The 17,872-nt window shown below is 66.0% G+C and carries 15 protein-coding genes; 5 read left to right on the forward strand and 10 right to left on the reverse strand.

What is annotated here, in order from left to right; genetic code table 11:
- Window positions 1-69 precede the first annotated feature (69 nt).
- Window positions 70-699 (forward strand): SDR family oxidoreductase, encoded by a 630-nt coding sequence (locus KVT39_RS04885; RefSeq protein ID WP_034183153.1) that lies wholly within the window; start codon window positions 70-72, stop codon window positions 697-699.
- A gap of 88 nt (window positions 700-787) precedes the next feature.
- Here the strand turns inward: KVT39_RS04885 and KVT39_RS04890 are convergent, their stop codons facing one another.
- Window positions 788-1,336 carry a peroxiredoxin gene (locus KVT39_RS04890; RefSeq protein ID WP_034183446.1) on the reverse strand — a complete coding sequence of 183 codons (549 nt, stop codon included), beginning with the start codon at window positions 1,334-1,336 and terminating at the stop codon, window positions 788-790.
- A gap of 277 nt (window positions 1,337-1,613) precedes the next feature.
- Here KVT39_RS04890 and cdpA point away from each other — a divergent pair, with 277 nt between their 5' ends.
- Both cdpA and KVT39_RS04900 read left to right on the forward strand, forming a co-directional pair.
- Window positions 1,614-3,356 (forward strand): bifunctional diguanylate cyclase/phosphodiesterase, encoded by a 1,743-nt coding sequence (gene cdpA, locus KVT39_RS04895; protein ID WP_208448932.1) that lies wholly within the window; start codon window positions 1,614-1,616, stop codon window positions 3,354-3,356.
- Window positions 3,357-3,383: 27 nt separating this feature from the next.
- The gene (locus KVT39_RS04900) at window positions 3,384-4,886 is read left to right on the forward strand and encodes an HDOD domain-containing protein (RefSeq protein ID WP_034183151.1); all 1,503 of its coding nucleotides are present in this window, start codon (window positions 3,384-3,386) and stop codon (window positions 4,884-4,886) included.
- Between the two features lie 97 nt (window positions 4,887-4,983).
- Here the strand turns inward: KVT39_RS04900 and KVT39_RS04905 are convergent, their stop codons facing one another.
- The 7 genes from KVT39_RS04905 to KVT39_RS04935 form a co-directional block, all read right to left on the reverse strand.
- A complete protein-coding gene (locus tag KVT39_RS04905; RefSeq protein ID WP_034183150.1) occupies window positions 4,984-5,778 on the reverse strand; it encodes an ABC transporter substrate-binding protein in 795 nt (264 codons plus the stop codon).
- A 291-nt stretch (window positions 5,779-6,069) separates the two neighbouring features.
- Complete coding sequence (astE, locus tag KVT39_RS04910) at window positions 6,070-7,113, reverse strand: succinylglutamate desuccinylase (protein ID WP_217588329.1); 1,044 nt, start codon at window positions 7,111-7,113, stop codon at window positions 6,070-6,072.
- Window positions 7,114-7,120: 7 nt separating this feature from the next.
- Window positions 7,121-8,461, reverse strand: a complete 1,341-nt coding sequence (gene astB / locus KVT39_RS04915; protein WP_034183148.1) for an N-succinylarginine dihydrolase — start codon at window positions 8,459-8,461, stop codon at window positions 7,121-7,123.
- Window positions 8,462-8,475: 14 nt separating this feature from the next.
- Window positions 8,476-9,939, reverse strand: coding sequence for a succinylglutamate-semialdehyde dehydrogenase (astD, locus tag KVT39_RS04920; RefSeq protein WP_217588042.1), 1,464 nt, complete (start codon window positions 9,937-9,939; stop codon window positions 8,476-8,478).
- A gap of 7 nt (window positions 9,940-9,946) precedes the next feature.
- Window positions 9,947-10,981, reverse strand: a complete 1,035-nt coding sequence (astA, locus tag KVT39_RS04925) for an arginine N-succinyltransferase (RefSeq protein WP_034183146.1) — start codon at window positions 10,979-10,981, stop codon at window positions 9,947-9,949.
- Window positions 10,978-12,030, reverse strand: coding sequence for an arginine/ornithine succinyltransferase subunit alpha (aruF, locus tag KVT39_RS04930; RefSeq protein WP_034183145.1), 1,053 nt, complete (start codon window positions 12,028-12,030; stop codon window positions 10,978-10,980). The genes astA and aruF overlap by 4 nt, the downstream gene beginning before the upstream one ends.
- Before the next feature lie 30 nt (window positions 12,031-12,060).
- Window positions 12,061-13,293: an aspartate aminotransferase family protein gene (locus tag KVT39_RS04935; protein ID WP_034183144.1), complete on the reverse strand. Its 1,233-nt coding sequence runs from the start codon at window positions 13,291-13,293 to the stop codon at window positions 12,061-12,063.
- A 759-nt stretch (window positions 13,294-14,052) separates the two neighbouring features.
- On the opposite strand from KVT39_RS04935, the gene KVT39_RS04940 reads away from it, so the two are divergent.
- Window positions 14,053-14,634, forward strand: a complete 582-nt coding sequence (locus KVT39_RS04940) for a PAAR domain-containing protein (protein WP_217588045.1) — start codon at window positions 14,053-14,055, stop codon at window positions 14,632-14,634.
- Window positions 14,627-15,244, forward strand: coding sequence for a type VI secretion system amidase effector protein Tae4 (locus KVT39_RS04945; RefSeq protein WP_217588047.1), 618 nt, complete (start codon window positions 14,627-14,629; stop codon window positions 15,242-15,244). Before KVT39_RS04940 ends, KVT39_RS04945 begins: the two co-directional genes overlap by 8 nt.
- A 751-nt stretch (window positions 15,245-15,995) precedes the next feature.
- Here KVT39_RS04945 and KVT39_RS04950 read toward each other — a convergent pair.
- Both KVT39_RS04950 and KVT39_RS04955 read right to left on the reverse strand, forming a co-directional pair.
- Window positions 15,996-17,033 carry a GlxA family transcriptional regulator gene (locus KVT39_RS04950; RefSeq protein ID WP_217588049.1) on the reverse strand — a complete coding sequence of 346 codons (1,038 nt, stop codon included), beginning with the start codon at window positions 17,031-17,033 and terminating at the stop codon, window positions 15,996-15,998.
- A gap of 22 nt (window positions 17,034-17,055) precedes the next feature.
- A complete protein-coding gene (locus tag KVT39_RS04955; protein WP_034183142.1) occupies window positions 17,056-17,856 on the reverse strand; it encodes an ABC transporter ATP-binding protein in 801 nt (266 codons plus the stop codon).
- Window positions 17,857-17,872: the final 16 nt, after the last annotated feature.

Raw genomic sequence — 17,872 nt, forward strand, 5'->3', positions numbered from 1 at the left:
CATTACACTTGAGTTATCGGTCGTCCGTCCCTATCTGGGAGGATGACGCATCGAGCAAGGAGCGGTTTCATGACGACGAAGGTACTGCTGATTGGCGCGACCGGCCGCACCGGCCAGGCCTGCGCGGATCTGCTGCTCAAGCAGCCGGAGTTCGAGGTCACGGCGCTGGTGCGCCGGCACGGCTATGCGCTGCCGGGCGCGAAGGTCGTCGAGGCAGATCTGACGGACGATTTCTCGCACGCATTCCAGGGCATCACGCACGTGATCTATACGGCCGGCTCGGCCGAATCGGAAGGCGCGGCCGAAGAGGAGCAGATCGACCGCGACGCGGTCGCCCGCGCGGCCGAGTATGCGCTGGCGTACAACGTGCAGAAGCTGGTCGTGATCAGCTCGCTGTCCGCGTACTGGCCCGAGCAGAGCCCCGACGCGCTGCGCCACTATTCGCAGATGAAGCGCGAAGGCGACGAGCGCGTGATCGCGTCCGGCGTCGACTACGTGATCCTGCGCCCCGGCCCGCTCACGGACACGCCGGGCGTCGGCAAGATCGCGCTGACCGAGGAGCGCGTCGAGCCCGCGCCGCCGGTATCGCGCCAGGATGTCGCGTGGGCCGCGATCGAGGCGATCAAGCTCGGCATCTCGCGCAAGATCGTCGGCTTCGTCGGCGGCGGCGTGCCGATCGAGCAGGCATTGCGCGCGTAGCGCGGCGCCATGCGCGCCGCCTCGCGGGCGGCGCGTTTTCCCGTGCCCGCGGCCCGCACGACGGGCCGCTTGCGCGTGGGCCTGCCGCTTACTGCTTCGGATGCGTGTCGGCCCACGCCTTCACGGCGGCCAGCGTGTTCTCGACGTGCTTGTCGGGCGACAGGCTCGTGTATTCGTACAGAATCTTCCCTTCCGGCGAAATCACGTAGGACACGCGGTTCGCGCGGTCGAGCGCCGGCAGCTTCGCGTCGTATTCGCGGATGATCTTCGCGTCCGGGTCGGCCGCGACCGGGAACTTGCTACGGCACTCGCTCACCGAGAATTTCGTCAGCGTGTCGATATTGTCAGCCGATACGCCGATCACCGTCGCGCCGTAAGCCTTGTAACGGTCGACCGCATCCGCGAACGCATGCGCCTCGATCGTGCAGCCCTTCGTGAACGCGGCCGGGTAGAAATACAGCACGACCGGTCCATGCTTCAGCGCATCGGCGAGCGAGTACGTGTAAGTCTTGCCGCCCAGCGACGCCTGCGTCGTGAAGTCCGGCGCCGCGGCGCCCGGCTTCAGTTGCGCCTGCGCCATCAGCGCATGGCCGGCCACCAGCGCCGCCGCGGCGCCCAGCAACAGTTTTCGCTTCATCTGCGTCCTCATTTCTTATAAAGTCAGCCTCGATGTAGGCCACGCCAGCGTTCGCCTGTCGAACGCGCGTGCATGATCGGATTGCGCGGCAGCGCCATCCGCGCCCGGCCCGTTAAAGATTTCCCACAGTCTGCCGTTATTCCTTCCGGACAACCGGTTCCAGCCCTTCACGTCAGCGAGAAACATGGAAGCCAACAGGAAACAGACGTCACGCAAGGGCTCCTGGCGCAGCGCCTTGCATACGCTGCGCCGCTTCGCCTGGTCGGGCGGCGCGCTGATGCCCGCGCGCGCCGGCGCGCCGCGGCGCGACGACTCCGTGCGCAACTGGCTGGAACAGACGGTCGGCACGGTGGATTTCCTCGCCCATGTCGACCGCGAGCTGCGCTTTCTGTACGTGTCCGACGCGAGCCTGCGCTTCATCGGCTACCACCGCGACTACCTGCACACGCTGACGCTGCGCGACCTGATCGCCGAACAGGATACCGCGGCGCTCGAAGGCCTGCTTGCACGCGCCGCGCATTCGGGCCAGGTCGAGAAGGCGACGATGTGCATCGTCAAGTCGCTGACCTACCCGCTCGACGTCGAGATCCGTGCGTTCAAGAGCCGCCACCACGGGGTCGACGGCTTCGCGATCGCGGCGTTCGACGTATCGTCGTGGCGCGCGCTCGAGGCGCGCCTCACGTACGAGATGCACCACGATCCGATGACGGGGCTCGACAACCTGTCCGCGCTCGTGCCCGCGCTGATGCGCGCGCAGCAGACCGCCGACGAGGACGGCACCTGCGCGGCGCTGCTGCTGCTCGACCTTGACGACTACCAGCGGATCAACCGCGCGCTCGGCTACGACGCGGGCGACACGCTGCTGCGCGAAACCGCGCAGCGGCTGAAGGCGCTCGCCACGCCGAACGAACGGCTCGCGCGCGTCGCAAGCGACAAGTTCGCGGTCGTGCTCGGTGCGCCGGACCGCGTGCAGGCGAGCAATGCAGCCGACGCGCTCGCGCGCCGGCTGCAGGCCGCGGTGCGCGAACCTTACGTATACCAGGGGCAGACGGTGCACTTGTCCGCCAGCATCGGCATCGCGCTCTATCCGGACGAGCGCGCCGCACCGCATCGCGCGCAGCACCACAGCCCGCTGCTGCGCCGCGCCGACCACGCGCTCGCGCAGGCGAAGGCATCGGGCGGCAACGCGCTCGCGTTCCATGCGCCTGTCGACGATCCGGCCGACGCCGAACGGCTGCAGCTCGAAGCCGACCTGTACGACGGCGTGCGCAACGGCGAGTTTTCGCTCCATTTCCAGCCGATCACGCACAGCCAGTCGTGCGCGGTGGTCGGCGTCGAGGCGCTGATCCGCTGGCGCCATCCGGTGCACGGCCTCGTGCCGCCGGCGACCTTCATTCCGCTCGCCGAATCGATCGGCCTGATCAACTATCTCGGCAACTGGGTGCTCAAGGCCGCGTGCATGCAGCTCGTCGCATGGGACCGCCAGGGGCTCGCGCTGCAGTACGTGGCGGTCAACGTGTCGCCGCAGCAGTTCCGCGACCCGCGCTTCACGCAGAGCGTGCGCGAGGCGATCGCGCTGACGGGCATCGACCCGCGCCGCATCGTGCTCGAAATCACCGAAAGCCTGCTGATGCACGACCCCGCGCACGCGAAGGGGCTGCTCGAGGAGCTGACCGATCTCGGCATCCGTTTCGCGATCGACGATTTCGGCACCGGCTATTCGAGCCTCGCGTACCTGCAGCGCTTCCCGCTCGCGAAGCTGAAGATCGACCGCAGCTTCGTCGAGAACCTGCTGACGTCGCGCAACGACCGCGCGATCGTGTCGGCGGTGGTCGGCCTCGCGCAGACGCTCGATCTCGAGCTCGTCGCCGAAGGCGTCGAGACCGAGGCGCAGCGCGAACTGCTGACGGAGATGGGCTGCAATCACATCCAGGGCTGGCTCGTCTGCCAGGCGCTGCCGTCCGAGGAACTCGCACGGCGCTTCGAGGCGCAGCAGCTGCACCTGCACGCCGCCGCCTGACGCGCGCGGCGAACCGGACAGATCCGTATGTCAACCACCGAATACCTGCCCCGCACCGCGTTGCTCGACAAGCTGTGGGCCCGGATGAACGAACGGGGCGACTTCCCGCTGCTGTCGGAATCGCTGCGCGCGACGATGGCCGCGATGAAGAACGACGACCTCGACTTCACAGCGCTCGTACGCGTCGTGCTGTCGGATTTCGCGCTCACGCAGAAAGTGCTGCGGCTCGCGAACTCCGCGATGTACATGGCGTTCGGCGGCAACATCACGACCGTCACCCGCGCGCTGATGGTGCTCGGCCTCGACGCGGTCGGCCATCTCGTCGTCGGACTGAAGCTCGTCGACCATTTCCACCACAGCACGCCGCGACGCATCGACGCGAAGCTCGAACTGAACCGCGCGCTGCTGTCCGGCTGCGTCGCGCGCAAGCTGACCGAGCACGCCGAGCTGCGCGGCGGCGAGGAAGCCGTCGTCTGCACGCTGATGCGCCAGGTCGGCAAGCTGCTGGTGGTCTGCTATCTCGACAGCGAATGGGACCGGATCCGCCGGCGCACGGCCGAGCTGAACGGCGACGACGCGGCCGCGTGCATCGACGTGCTCGGCGTCGGCTTCGACGAGATCGGGCTCGAAGCGGCCGCGCGCTGGCGGCTGCCCGACGTGATTCGCGCGGGGATGGCCAACGACGATCACGCGGCCCACGCCGACGCGTTCGACGACGAATACGACGACGACCGCAACGCGGGCCATGCAGCCGACGACGGCCCGGCCGACCGCGTACGCTGGCTGCGCGCAGTGAGCCGCTGCTCGACCGACGTCGCGAGCGCGCTCGCGATGCCCGCGAGCCCGCAGCGCGACGCGCGCATTGCGACGCTCGCGCAGCACTACGGCACGGAGCTCGACATGGAGTCCGACGCGCTCGTCGAGATCGCCGACCTGCTCGCGCGCGAGGAAGCGAGCGACACCGTGATGCGCGAGATCGTCGAGCTGCGCGCGAACGCCGATGCGATCGCGCGCGCGCAGGCCGAACCCGAGGCATGCCTCGAAGCCGGCCTCGCGGACCTGCGCGCGCTGCCGTCCGAGCATGTGCTGACGCCGGTGCTCGCACTCGCGTCGGAAAGCCTGCTGGCCGGCCTCGCGTTCACGCGCACCGTGATGTTCGTGCGTCACGACGACGGCACGTTCGCCGCGCGCCTCGGCTTCGGCCCCGGCGTCGATACGGCGCTCGACCGGCTGCGCTTCGACGAACGCTTCGAGCCGGACGTGTTTCATCTCGCGATCACGAATTCGGTCGGCATCTTCATCGAGCAGGCGCAGGATCCGAAGATGCTCAAGCGCCTGCCCGCGTGGTATCTGGACGCGTTCGACGACACGCGCGCGTTCGTGCTGCTGCCCGTGCGGGTCGGCACGACGACCGTCGCGCTGCTGTATGGCGACTGGGCCGGTGCGCAGCCCGCGCGCAAGATCGCGCAGCAGGAGATGAGCGTGCTCAACGAGCTCGCGCGCGAACTGGGGCGGTTCTTTCCCGCGTAGCGCGGGGCCGGCCGGCCCTCCACAGTTTCCCGCCTCCAAAAGCAAACCGGCCGCATGAGCGGCCGGCTTGCTCGCATCGTGCGATCGAACGAAACGCTTACTTGAGCGTCACGGGCACGCTGAAGTACTTCTTCGCGAGGTTGTCGATCGTGCCGTCGGCCTTCAGGTCCTTCAGCGCCTGATCGAGCGCGGTCTTCAGCGCCGCGTCGTTCTTGCGCAGGCCGAAGCCGACGCCCGAGCCGAGGATCTCGGTGTCGCTGACCGTGCCGCCCGCGAACCCGAAGCCCTGGCCCTGCGGCTTCGTCAGGAAGCCCTTCGAACCGGCTTCCGAATCCTGGAACGTCGCGTCGAGGCGGCCCGACTTCAGGTCGGCATAGGCCAGGTCCTGCGTCTGGTACGGCACGACTTCGACGCCGGCCGGCGCCCACTTCTTCTTCGCGTACGCTTCCTGGATCGTGCCCTGCAGCACGCCGACGCGCTTGCCCTTCAGCGATTGCGGGGTCGGCAGCAGGCCGCTGCCCTGCTTCGCGATCAGCTGGTTCGGAATCGTGTAGATCGGATCGGTGAACGCGATCGCGTGCTTGCGCTGGTCGGTGATCGTCATGTCCGAGTTGATCGCGTCGAACTTGCGCGCCTGCAGCGCGGGGATCAGGCCGTCGAAGTCGTTCTCGACCCACACGCACTTCGTCTTCAGCTTCGCGCACACCGCGTTGCCGATGTCGATGTCGAAGCCGGTCAGCTTGCCGTCGGGCGTCTTGTATTCGAACGGTGCGTACGAGGCCTCGACGCCGAACCGGATCTCCTTCAGATCCGCGGCAAACGCGCTGCCTGCCGCCACCACCGATGCCGCCACCACCGCGTGCGCGGCCACTTTACGCCAATCCAACTTCATCTGGTGCTCTCCTCGATACTCGAATGTTCCGGAACTACGGGCGCTTGCATCATTGCAGGGCCAGATGGCCGCGACAATGTCGATGCCGCGCCGTGATGCGGCGCAACAGCCGCAAGGCCGCGATTGTACCAATCCGCACGGCCCGATATGGCAAAGCGGCCGACGGCGCGCGATGCTGCGGTGCGTGCGCGGCGCCGGCCGTGCCGGCCGCCGAACTTGCAAGACGATGTCGCAAATACGCAAGGCCGGGGGCCGCATGCCATCAGTCGCGCAATTGGTAGGGACACGCGCTCAGACGAGCGCCGCGAGCGTCTCGCGCGTCGTGTCGACGACGAGCAGGCCCGCGCGCAGGCCCGGCTTCACGGTCGGGTTCGGAAACACGATCCGTTCCTCGTCGTGCGTCACCGTGTAGCGGTAGTCGCCGTCCTGCGCGAGCACCGTGCCGCGCGCGAACGCGGTGAAGTTCGCGACGTCGGCCGCGACGAACAGTTCGAGCGCGTCGCTCTGCTTCGTGATCTGGTCGATCACGGTGAATACGCGCGGCAACGCGGCCCCGGCGTCGCTCCGCGGATGGCCGCCCCGCGCACCCGATACGAGTCGACGCACGGCCAGGTCGGCCGGCGCGAAGCGCGTCAGGTCGTTCTGGCCGAACGGCCGCACCTTGCCGAGTTCCAGCGTGCATGCGAGCGCGCCGCAGTGCTCGGCCGTGAAATGCGAATACGTATTGCCCTTCGCCGTATGCAGCAGCACGGCCGCGATGCGCGCGTCGCCGAGCCATTCGACCATCGTGCGCGTCGGCGGCGTGCCCGTATGCGGCAGCAGCGCGAACTGCTCGAACACCGACGCGCGGATCGCCGTATGCATGTCGATGTGCCAGCGCGTGCTGCCCGCCGGCGCCGCCGCGAAGAACGCGGCAGCGGCCGCTTCGAGCTGCGCGGCGCGCGGCGCCTCGCGGCTCGCGGGCACCTGCGCGTGACGGCCGCTGAACAGGCGGTTCAGGTCGTCGTCGAGATAACGCTCGCCGGCACGCATCGCCGGCACGTTGCCGAGCACGATCAGCAGCCGGCACGCGAGCGGCAGCGCGCCCGAGGCGAGATCGCTCACGAGCATCGACAGCAGCTCGATCGGCGCCGTCTCGTCGCCGTGCACGCCCGCCGATACGAGCACGCTCGCGCGCGCCGCACCGTCAGTTGCGGCCGGTTCGAGCGCGAGCAGCCCGTCGCCGAGCCATTGCCAGCGCACCGCCCCGCCCGCGCAGGCGCCGTCGGTCACGGCCGGCACGGTGCCGGCCAGCGTGAACGCGAGAAAGTCGTCGAGCGGCGCGGCGGCGGACATCGGTGCGTCAGCGCTGGAAGTCATACAACGACCCGACGCGCAGGATCTGCGTGAGCTCGTCGAGCGCCGTGCGCGATTCGTCGAGCAGCGCCGGATCGGCGAGGTCTTCCGGTGCGAGGCGATCGCGGTAGTGCTTGTCGATCCACGCATCGAGCGACGCGAACAGCGTGTCGTTGATCCATACGTTCGACGTGACGGCCGCGCGCTCCGCTTCGTTCAGCACGACGCGCAGGCGCAGGCACGCGGGGCCGCCGCCGTTCTTCATGCTTTCGCGCAGGTCGAACACGAGCACGTCGTGAATCGGGCCGTTGCCGGCCGCGAGACGGTCGAGATAGGCCGCGACGTTCGCGTTCTCGCGGCATTCCTGCGGCACGACGAGCACTTGCGAGCCGTCCGCGCGCGACAGCAGCTGGCTGTTGAACAGATACGACGTCACCGCGTCGTTCACGCTCACGGCCGCGTCGGGCACCTCGATCACGTTCAGGCGCGCGCCGCGTGCGTCGAGTGCGGCGGTCAGCGTGTCGTAGATCGCCTGCTTGTTGACGAATGCGCGTTCGTGCGTAAACAGCGTGTCGCGGTTGCCGACCGAGATCACGTCGTTGTGGAACACGCCGGCGTCGATCACGTCCGGATCCTGCTGCGCGTAGACCGTCGCTTCTTCCGCGAGCCCGTGGCGATGCGCGACCGCGCGGCTCGCCTCGAAGGTCTGGCGTGCCGGGAAGCGCTTCGGCTCGGGGCCGCGGCGATACTCGGCACGGCCATACACGAAGAACTCGATGCCCGGCTTGCCGTATTCGGCGCAGAAGCGCGTGTGGTTCGCCGCGCCTTCGTCGCCGAGCGCCGGCGTGCCCGTCAGCGCCTCGTGCACCGCGAAGTGCGCGGGATCGGCGAACAGCGTCGACAGCGTGCGGCGCGTCGCATCGTGCTCGATTGCGCGATGCAGCTTGCTGCACAGGTTCGCCGGCGTGAAGTGCACGCGGCCGTCGCTCGTGTCGGCCGACGGGCTGACGGTGGCCGCGTTCGCGGTCCACATCGCCGACGCCGAGCTAGCCGCGGCGAGCAGTTCGGGCGCCTGCTTCGCGGCCTTCGCGATCACGTCCGCGTCCTTGCCCGAGAAGCCGAGCTCGCGCAGCAGGCGCAGCGACGGCCGCTCCTGCGGCGGCAGCACGCCCTGCGCGAAACCGAGATCCGCGAGCTGCTTCATCTTGCGCAGCCCCTGCTTCGCGGCGGCCTTCGGGTTCGCGGCCGACTTCTCGTTGTTGAGCGACGCCACATTGCCGAACGACAGCCCGGCGTAGTTGTGGGTCGGGCCGACGAGCCCGTCGAAATTGGCTTCTTGTGCGTTCATCGTCGTTCCCTCGATCAGAAATGCAGGCCCGGCGACAGGCTCGCGGGCAAAGTCAGTTGCGTGCTTTCCACCGACGCCATCGGATACGCGCAATAGTCGGCCGCGTAGTACGCGCTCGGGCGATGGTTGCCCGAGCGGCCCGTGCCGCCGAACGGCGCGGCGGACGAGGCGCCATTGGTCGGCCGGTTCCAGTTGACGATCCCGGCGCGGATCGTGCGGCGGAAGTGCTCCCAAACGCGCGCGTCGTCGGCGAGCAGGCCGGCGGACAGGCCGAACGCCGTGTCGTTCGCGCGCTCGATCGCTTCGTCGAACGTCGCGTAGCGAACGATCTGCGCGAGCGGGCCGAAATGTTCTTCATCGGGCAGGTTCGCCACGCCCGTCACGTCGACGATCGCCGCGTTCACGAAACCGAGGCGCGGATCGCGCTGCGTCATCGCGACGATCGGCTTCGCGCCCTGCTCGACCAGGCGCGACTGCGCGTCGACCAGCTTCGCCGCCGCGCGCGCCGAGATCACCGCGCCCATGAACGGCTGCGGATCGGCATCGAACACGTCGGCCGTGATCTTCGACGTGACGTCGGCGAAGCGCACGAGAAAGCGATCGCCGAACGCGCCCTGCGGCACGAAGATGCGGCGCGCGCACGTGCAGCGCTGGCCGGCCGACAGGAACGCCGACTGGATCGTGTGATGCACGGCCGCGTCGATGTCCTCGGCTTCGCCGATCACGAGCGGGTTGTTGCCGCCCATCTCGAGCGCGAGCACGATTTCCGGACGGCCGCCGAACTGCTTGTGCAGCAGCGTGCCGGTGTCCGAGCTGCCCGTGAAGAACAGCCCGTCGATCTGCCGATGATTCGCGAGCGCGATGCCCGTGTCCTTCTCGCCCTGCACGAGGTTCAGCACGCCGGCCGGCAGCCCGGCTTCCTTCCATACTTCGACCGTCGCGCGCGCGACGCCCGGTGCGAGCTCCGACGGCTTGAACACGACCGTGTTGCCGGCGATCAGCGCGGGCACGATATGGCCGTTCGGCAAGTGGCCGGGGAAGTTGTACGGGCCGAACACAGCGACGACGCCGTGCGGGCGGTGGCGCAGCACCGCGACGCCGTCGGCCATGTCCTGGCGCTTCTCGCCCGTGCGTTCCTGGTAGGCCTGGATCGAGATGCCGACCTTCGCGGCCATCGACGCGACTTCGGTGCGCGCTTCCCACAGCGGCTTGCCCGTCTCGCGGCCGATCGCGGTTGCGATCGCTTCCTTGCGTTCGTTGAGCAATGCCGCGAAGCGCTTCACGATCGCGCAGCGCGATTCGAAGTCGAGCGCCGACCAGCCGGCGAACGCGCGGCGCGCGCTCGCGACCGCGCGGTCGACGTCGGCCGCCGATGCGCTGTCGCCCTGCCATGCGATCTCGTCGGTGCCCGGGTTGCGCGAAGCGAAGACGGGGCCCGAGCCTGCGACCCAGGCGCCGTCGATGAAGAGTTCCGTCATGATTCGTTTATCCCTGTTTGACTTTGAGCGGCAGCACGCGGACCGGATCGCCGGCCTTCACGTCGAGCGCGACGGCATCGTCGGCCGACAGCACGAACGAACCGTTCGCGACCACGCCCGGCGCGACGCCGACGCGGAAATCGGTGAGCGACGTGTTCGACACGAGCGACGTCGGCGGACGGTCGCCCTGCGCGTCGGGCACGCCGATCGCGACCGGTACGACGACGCTCTCGCGCACCGTGCGCAAGTCGTTCACGTGGCATTCGAGCACGGGGCCCGCGTCGAAGATGTCGACGTGGTTCTGGTAGCGCAGCCCTTCCGCTTCGAGCATCTTGCGGGCCGGCAGCGTGTCGCGGTGCGTGAGGCCGACCGCATCCTGCGCGTCCTGCGGCAGCAGGTCGACATATACCGGGTAGCGCGGCATCAGTTCCGCGAGGAACGACTTGCGGCCGTGCGAGCTCAGGTAGTCGGCCGCGTTGAAATCGATCTGGTAGAAGTGCGAACCGACTGCGCGCCAGAACGGCGACGTGCCGTCTTCGTCGAAGTGACCGCGCAGTTCCGCGCAGATGCGTTCCGGGAAGCGCTCGCGGAACTGTGCGATGAACATGAAGCGCGAGCGCGACAGCAGGCCGCCGACGCCGCCCGTGCGATAGCGCGGGCTCAAGAACAGCGAGCACACTTCCGCGTAGCCCGTCAGGTCGTGCGAGATGTTCAGCGCGGACATCCGCGTCCACACGCCGAGTTCCTGGCTCGCGTGCACGACCGTGCTCACGCGGTAGTTGTAGAACGGCTGCTCGAGACCGACCTGCGATTCGATTCCGCATACGCCCGCGATGTCGCCCGTCTTCGAGTCTTCCATCACGAAGAAGTAGCCGGCCTCGCCGGGCGCGGCCTCGCCCGCCAGCGTGCGGCGCGTGCGCTCGATGCGCGCGGCGAGCGCGTCGCGGTCGGGCTTGAACGTGGTCAGGCCCGGCCCGGTTTCCTTCGCGAGCGACACGAGCGCGTCGACGTCGCCCGTTTGTACGACCCGAACGACGATCATGCTGCGTCTCCCTTCAAATCTTCATCGTCGCGGCGGTGCAGCGGCACGCAGCGCACGACATCGCCATCCTTCACACCGAGCGCCGCGCGCACGTCGCCGGCCAGCGGCGCGTCGCCCACATCGCCCGGCAGGTCGGTCAGCACGCAGCGGAACGATTCGCCGCTGCCCGTCGACACCATGTACGCGACATCGCCCTGCTGGTGCGCGGCTTCGCGCACGACGCGCTCCGTGCCGTGCTTCACGCACGCGGTGCGGTCAACCTGCGCGGTCAGCACCGGGCCTGCGTCGAAGATGTCGACGAAGCGGTCGGGTTCGAAGCCTTCCTCGAGATGGATGTCGTACGCGAGCAGCGCCGTCTCGTTCGGCTCGCCGAGCACGCGCTGCGCGGCTTCCGGCAGCAGCGGCACGTAGATCGGATAGGCCGGCATCACTTCCGCGATGAACGTGCGGCTGCGGCCGCCCGACGCGATGTCGACGTCGGTGAAGTCGCGGCCGAAGAACTTGCGGCCCACCGCTTCCCAGAACGGCGATGCGCCGTTGCCGTCGCTGACGCCGAGCAGCAGCGTGAACACTTCGGGCGTGAAGCGGCGGCGGTTCGCGGCGATGTACATCATCCGGGCGCGCGAGATCAGGTGCGCGGCCGCGTCGCCGCGCAGCGACGGATCGACGTAGAAGCCGGCGAGCCGGCTCTTGCCGGTCAGCTCGTGCGACATCGTGAGCGCGTGGATCTTGCGGTTCACGTGCAGCTCGCGCGACGCGTGGATCAGTGCGTCGTTGCGGAACGCGTAGAACGGCTCCGAGTAACCGGCCGCGGCCACGATGCTCGCCGTGCCGAGCAGCTTGCCCGTCGACGAATCCTCGAGCACGAAGAGGTAGAACTCCTCGCCGGCGAAGTCGACGTCCGCGCGAAACGAATCCTCGGAAAGCGCCACGCGCGCTTCCAGCGCCGCACGGTCGTGCGGCAGCGAGTGCAGGACCGGCTGCGCGGTGCGCGCCATGTGCGCGAGCGCATCGAGATCCGTGAGTTTGCCGGGGCGAACAAATAGCATCGTCGTTCCTGTCTGCGATGGGTGCGCCGATCAGCGCGCGGTGGCTTCCTGCGCGGCGAGCACTTGTTCGACTGCCTTCTCGAAGCGCTTGACGCCTTCGTCGAGCAGGTCGAACGGGATCACCAGCGACGGGACGAAGCGCAGCACGTTCGGGCCGGCGATCAGCATGATCAGGCCGTTCTCGGCGGCTGCGTTGACGAAGTCCTTCGCGCGGCCGTCGAACGCGGCGGTGAGTTCCGCGCCGACGAGCAGGCCCTTGCCGCGGATGTCCTTGAAGATGCCGAAGCGTGCGTTGATGCGTTCGAGCGCGCCCTTCAGGCGCACGCTGCGTTCGCGCACGCCTTCGAGCAGCGCCGGGTCGCCGATCAGTTCGACGACCTTGTCGGCAATCGCCGATGCGAGCGGGTTGCCCCCGTACGTCGTGCCGTGCACGCCGACCTTGAAGTGAGCGGCCAGTTCGTTCGTCGTCAGCATCGCGCCGATCGGGAAGCCGTTGCCGAGCGCCTTGGCGGTCGTCAGGATGTCCGGCGTGACGCCCGTGTCCATGTACGCGTAGAACTGGCCCGTGCGGCCGACGCCCGTTTGCACTTCGTCGAAAATCAGCAGTGCGTTGTTGGCGTCGCACGCTTCGCGCAGCGCTTTCAGGAAGGCCGGATCGGCCGGGATCACGCCGCCTTCGCCCTGCACGGGCTCGACGATCACCGCGCAGGTTTGCGGGCCGATCGCTGCCTTCGCGGCTTCGATGTCGTTGTACGGCAGGTGCTTGATGCCGGCCGGCACGGGGCCGAAGCCTTCCGAGTACTTCGGCTGGCCGCCGACGCTCACCGTGAAGAACGTGCGGCCGTGGAACGACTGCACGAACGAGATGATTTCGAATTTGTCGGCGCCGTGGCGATCGAATGCGACTCGGCGTGCGAGCTTCAGTGCGGCTTCGTTCGCTTCCGCGCCCGAGTTCGCGAAGAATGCGCGGTCGGCGAAGGTCAGCGATTCGAGGCGTTTCGCGAGGCGCAGCACCGGTTCGTTCGTGTAGCCGTTGCCGATGTGCCAGAGCTTGCGGCCTTGTTCGTCCAGGACCTTCAGCAGTTCCGGGTGGCCGTGGCCGAGCGACGTCACCGCGATGCCGCACGCGAAATCCACGTACTCGCGGCCGGCCGTGTCCCACACGCGGGAGCCCTCTGCGCGATCCGGCACGAACGGGGCGGGGGAAAATACCGGCACCATCACTTCGTCGAATGTCTGGCGGGTCACGGTCGAGGTCGTCATGGTCGTTCCTTTCGGTTTCGTAAGAGGGTTCAACAGGATCAAGTTTAGGTAAGGGTGACGCAAGCGTCTTGCGGAATTGCGACGGGTTCTATCGGAAGCCCCTTTTTCTGCTGCTATTTTGCCCTTCCGGGCGGGGGGCTGTGGGTTTTGGTGTCAGGGTGGTTTTTTGGGTGGTTCGCCTGTGTTTGTCGTGAAACACCTGTTGACTTGTCGGTCTATTAGCGTCGCCCCTGCGCGGGGCAGCGGTTACTTTTCTTTGTCTTGCCAAAGAAAAGTAACCAAAAGAAAGGCGCTCGGAAAACGCATGACTTCCCGGTGCCGTGGTCATCAGAGTGGATCGCACCTAAGTGTCCGCGCCAGTCAGGAGACCGGAGTGGTTCGAGCAATGGTTCCGACACCACTCGCCACCCAACGGAGCGGTATACCGCCCGCCAGCTCCATCCTCGCTGCGCTCGGCTGCAAGGTACACATCTCTCAAGCGGAGCTGTTGGTCGATCAGTTCCGGGAATCACGGCGCGCACGCGACGCCACGAATCCTATGCACAGGCAGCCTGTCATTCTCACAGCCCACAAGAATGACGCAGCCGGCGAACGAGGAATAACGCAGTCGGCACATTGCTTGATGACACGGAACAAATGAGCACCGGTCGGCAAATTGCACACCCAGCGCGATCACTCCGTCTCAAGCGCCTCGAACAATATCGAGATGCACCCTTACGTCGTGCCGATACGATTGTGACTTTCCGCGAGGGCCAAACGATGAATAGAAGAATTGCGGTTGTTGGCGATAGTCTTTCAAGCGGCGGAACAATCAACTCATACAGCGGGCCACCGTTCCTGGTCCACGGGCATCAAGCAGCCTTGATTGGCGGCAGTGCGTTCTGCACTGCATGTCAAAGCACCGGCATCATCGCAAAGGCTGGCGGGCCATATCGGCTCAAGTTTCAGGGAGAAGTCGCACTAGACCGCGATACTGTCCTGTGCGGGTGCCCGACTCCGCCGAACATCGTTGCTCTGCTTGCCGGTGAAGCATGGTGTGATGATGGGCTAAAAGGCCTCGGGGAGGTCATTTCGAGCCGAACGATAACGGGTCGCGTCGTGTCGATCAAGAAAGGTGCATTTGATGAACAGGTCGAAGCGAAGACTAGCGGCAGTATTGCCCACGGGCCGGAAGGTTACCCCTATTACATCGAAACGGCAGACGGCCGCGTCCATTCCGGCGTGCTCGATGCGAGCTGCGAGCTACCGCGCGTCCACACCGGTGACGGATCCGGAGACTACACCGTCTATTGGGGAGACGAAGCAATTGCAAAAAAGCTCACCGGGGTAAGCCATGCCTAATCCTCCCACGAAGGTCCGCACGAACGACACACCAAAATCAAAGAAATCTGTACAGCTTCAAGCGCTGTCCTTTCAAGAGCTTTGGAACGCGTACCCGAAGAAAGACCCCTACGACGACCCCACTGGCGAATATGAGAATCAATGCGCCATTCGCTTGAGCGTCACGTTTCACGGCATCGGAAGCGCCATGAAGTCGTTTTCGCAAAATGTGTTGAAGCCGATGCCGGGGAAGAAAACGCTAGGCCGTCTGATACTTGGTGGCAAATCGACTGCGACGCGCGCGTACGAGCTGGCTGAATGGTTAAAGCTGCGTCCATTCCTGGGGCTTGGCAAACCTGAAAACATCACCGGCCCGGACTGGCAAGACAAGGTAAAAAACCGAACCGGTATCATCTACTTTTTCGGCTACTGGCGACAGGATGGCGACTCAGCCGACGCACTAAGCGGCGGTCATATCGACCTGTGGAACAAGGACACGCTTACGCCATCCGTCGTGAGTTTCTTACGCTTCCGCATTGGCATGTCGCGATTCCGAAACCCACTGACAAACAACAACTGGTTCTCCGACCTTGCCAATTCCAAAGAAATCCTTTTCTGGGAAGTGAAATGAAACGTATGGCGCTCGCTGTACTAGGGTTCGTATGGGGTTTGCTCGTCACTTGGGTGACCATCTACGCCCTCAATCACATCCATTGGCCCGAGGTGAAATCACATGCGACAGGTTGCAACGACATGGAACACTGCGCATCGCATGCGAAGTTCCTGTGGGGCATGTTCGCCATGCTGTTATGGCCCGCTGTCTCATGCGCGATATTAAATGCGGTAGCGTATAAACGATGGTCGGGACGTCGCTGGGGCGGAGCGTTTTTCGTTGTAACGTTGCTCGCCACGCTGTTCTATTGCAAGCCATACGTCGCACCCTACTTAGGTCTTGCCGGCTAACCCCTATCGCTGCTCTTGGGGATCGGACGTGCGCCGTCGCGGTCCATTTGTCGCACGCCTCCTGGCAAGGTCACCGCAAACACCATCACCTTCCGACTTGAAGCACCTTGAGACTTGAAGCACCTTGCAGCCGAGCGCAGCGAGGATGGAGCTAGCGGGCGGTATACCGCTTTGTTGGGTGGTGAGTGGTGTCGGAACCATTGCTCGAACCACTCCGGGTTCTGTCCTGGCGCGGACACTTAGGCGAGGGCCACTCTGATGGCCACGGCACCGGGAAGTCATGCGTTCTCACAGCGCCTTTCTTTTGGTTACTTTTCTTTGGCAAGACAAAGAAAAGTAACCGCCGCCCCGCGCAGGGGCGACGCAAATAGACCGACACGATCACAGGTGCTTCACGAAAACCGCGAGCGAACCACAAATCAATCCTTCCCACCCCGCTCGACCAGAGCGCCCCCACGAGGCTCACTCCCGGTCTGCTTTTCGAGCCACGCTCGCCGATCCTCCCGAGGCGTAACCCCGAACCTCTCGCGATAGGCATTGGAAAAATGCGCAGCAGAAGAAAACCCACAGGCGAGACTAACCTGCACGACCGATTTGCTCGTGCGCTGCAACTGCGTCCTTGCCTTGAGCAACCGCAAATTGAGGTAATACTTGGAGGGCATCGCCCCGAGATACTGTCGAAAGAGCCGCTCCAGCTGCCGGCGTGAAACGCCAACGAGTTCGGCGATCTCATCGGTCGTCAAAGGATCCTCGACATTGGCTTCCATGAGCAGCAACGCATCGTTCAACTGAGGATGCCGCTCGCCAGGCGCCGTCACAAAAGGAATCCGCTGGCGTTCCTCGCCACTCCGCAAAGTCCCCGCACCGAGCGCATCGGCGATCCTCTCGGCGAGATCGACACCATGTTCCCGGCCAATCATGGCCAGCATGAAATCCACGGTAGCCTGCCCGCCCGCGCACGTCGCGCGATCCCGATCGATCTCGAAGATCTGCTGCGTGACGATCGACCGCTCGAACTGCTCGGCAAACTGTTGATACGTCTCCCAGTTCACGCTCACGCGATAACCGGAAAGCTGCCCGGCCATCGCAAGCCACCATACGCCGTGGTGAATGCCGGTCACGAGCGGCGTACGCTGCCCGACCCGCGCGAGACTCGCGAGAAACAGCCGATAGTCGGCAAACTGCTGAAACCGCTCGGTCACGACGATCAGCCAGTCGCACGCGATCGCATCGTTGAACGCGGCATCGGCATGCCACTGCGCACCGCCCGCGAGCGGCACGGGCCGCCCGTCCCACGAACATACCTGCCAGCGATACAGCAGCCGGCCGTCGATCTCGTTCGCAAGATTCAGCGCGTCGACGATCGGGCCCACGCCCGACATCGACACGGGCGGCAATGCAACGATCGCCACCTGCGTCGTGCGGGTGGCGCCTGCGGGACGGGACACCGGTACCACGTATGAAACCTGCCTTGTCGCGTTACTTGAGGCTGCCCGACAGGAACTGCTTGAGCCGCTCGCTCTGCGGGCGCACCAGCACTTCCTTCGGATCGCCCTCTTCCTCGGTCCGCCCCTGATGCAGGAACATCACATGATTCGACACGTTGCGCGCGAACCCCATCTCGTGCGTGACGACGATCATCGTGCGGCCTTCCTCGGCGAGCTTCTGCATCACCTTCAGCACTTCGCCCACCAGCTCCGGGTCGAGCGCCGACGTCGGCTCGTCGAACAGCATCACGTCCGGATGCATCGCGAGCGCACGCGCAATCGCGACGCGCTGCTGCTGGCCGCCCGACAGATGCGACGGATACTGTTTCTCGACGCGCGGCGCGAGGCCGACCTTCTCGAGATACGCGCGCGCGCGATCCTCGGCTTCCTTCTTCGGAATGCCGAGCACGTGCACGGGCGCTTCCATCACGTTCTCGAGCACGTTCATGTGCGCCCACAGATTGAAGTGCTGGAACACCATCGCGAGCTTCGTGCGGATACGCTGCAGCTGCTTGTGGTCGGCGACTTCGAGCGCACCGGCGCGGTCGGTCTTCGTGCGGACGGTCTCGCCGTCGACGACGATCTGCCCCGCATTCGGCCGCTCGAGAAAATTGATGCAGCGCAGGAACGTGCTCTTGCCCGAGCCGCTCGCGCCGATGATGCTGATGACGTCACCGGCCTTCGCGTTCAGCGATACGCCCTTGAGCACCTCGTTGTCGCCATAGCGCTTGTGGATGTCGACCGCCGCAAGCTTGGTGGAAGCGGAAGCGCTCGTTTGAGTGATCTCGGCCATCTGGCTCTCCTCGAAG

The organism is Burkholderia sp. GbtcB21 (assembly GCF_019091065.1).
Lineage (GTDB): Bacteria > Pseudomonadota > Gammaproteobacteria > Burkholderiales > Burkholderiaceae > Burkholderia > Burkholderia pyrrocinia_C.

Coding starts and splice junctions, on each gene's coding strand:
- aruF (WP_034183145.1), bottom strand. CDS start 12,030: ATGCTATTTGTTCGCCCCGGCAAACTCACGGATCTCGATGCGCTCGCG.
- astB (WP_034183148.1), bottom strand. CDS start 8,461: ATGAACGCACAAGAAGCCAATTTCGACGGGCTCGTCGGCCCGACCCAC.
- astA (WP_034183146.1), bottom strand. CDS start 10,981: ATGATCGTCGTTCGGGTCGTACAAACGGGCGACGTCGACGCGCTCGTG.
- KVT39_RS04885 (WP_034183153.1), top strand. CDS start 70: ATGACGACGAAGGTACTGCTGATTGGCGCGACCGGCCGCACCGGCCAG.
- cdpA (WP_208448932.1), top strand. CDS start 1,614: ATGCCCGCGCGCGCCGGCGCGCCGCGGCGCGACGACTCCGTGCGCAAC.
- KVT39_RS04900 (WP_034183151.1), top strand. CDS start 3,384: ATGTCAACCACCGAATACCTGCCCCGCACCGCGTTGCTCGACAAGCTG.
- KVT39_RS04945 (WP_217588047.1), top strand. CDS start 14,627: ATGCCTAATCCTCCCACGAAGGTCCGCACGAACGACACACCAAAATCA.
- KVT39_RS04905 (WP_034183150.1), bottom strand. CDS start 5,778: ATGAAGTTGGATTGGCGTAAAGTGGCCGCGCACGCGGTGGTGGCGGCA.
- KVT39_RS04890 (WP_034183446.1), bottom strand. CDS start 1,336: ATGAAGCGAAAACTGTTGCTGGGCGCCGCGGCGGCGCTGGTGGCCGGC.
- astE (WP_217588329.1), bottom strand. CDS start 7,113: ATGTCCGCCGCCGCGCCGCTCGACGACTTTCTCGCGTTCACGCTGGCC.
- KVT39_RS04935 (WP_034183144.1), bottom strand. CDS start 13,293: ATGACGACCTCGACCGTGACCCGCCAGACATTCGACGAAGTGATGGTG.
- KVT39_RS04940 (WP_217588045.1), top strand. CDS start 14,053: ATGAATAGAAGAATTGCGGTTGTTGGCGATAGTCTTTCAAGCGGCGGA.
- astD (WP_217588042.1), bottom strand. CDS start 9,939: ATGACGGAACTCTTCATCGACGGCGCCTGGGTCGCAGGCTCGGGCCCC.
- KVT39_RS04955 (WP_034183142.1), bottom strand. CDS start 17,856: ATGGCCGAGATCACTCAAACGAGCGCTTCCGCTTCCACCAAGCTTGCG.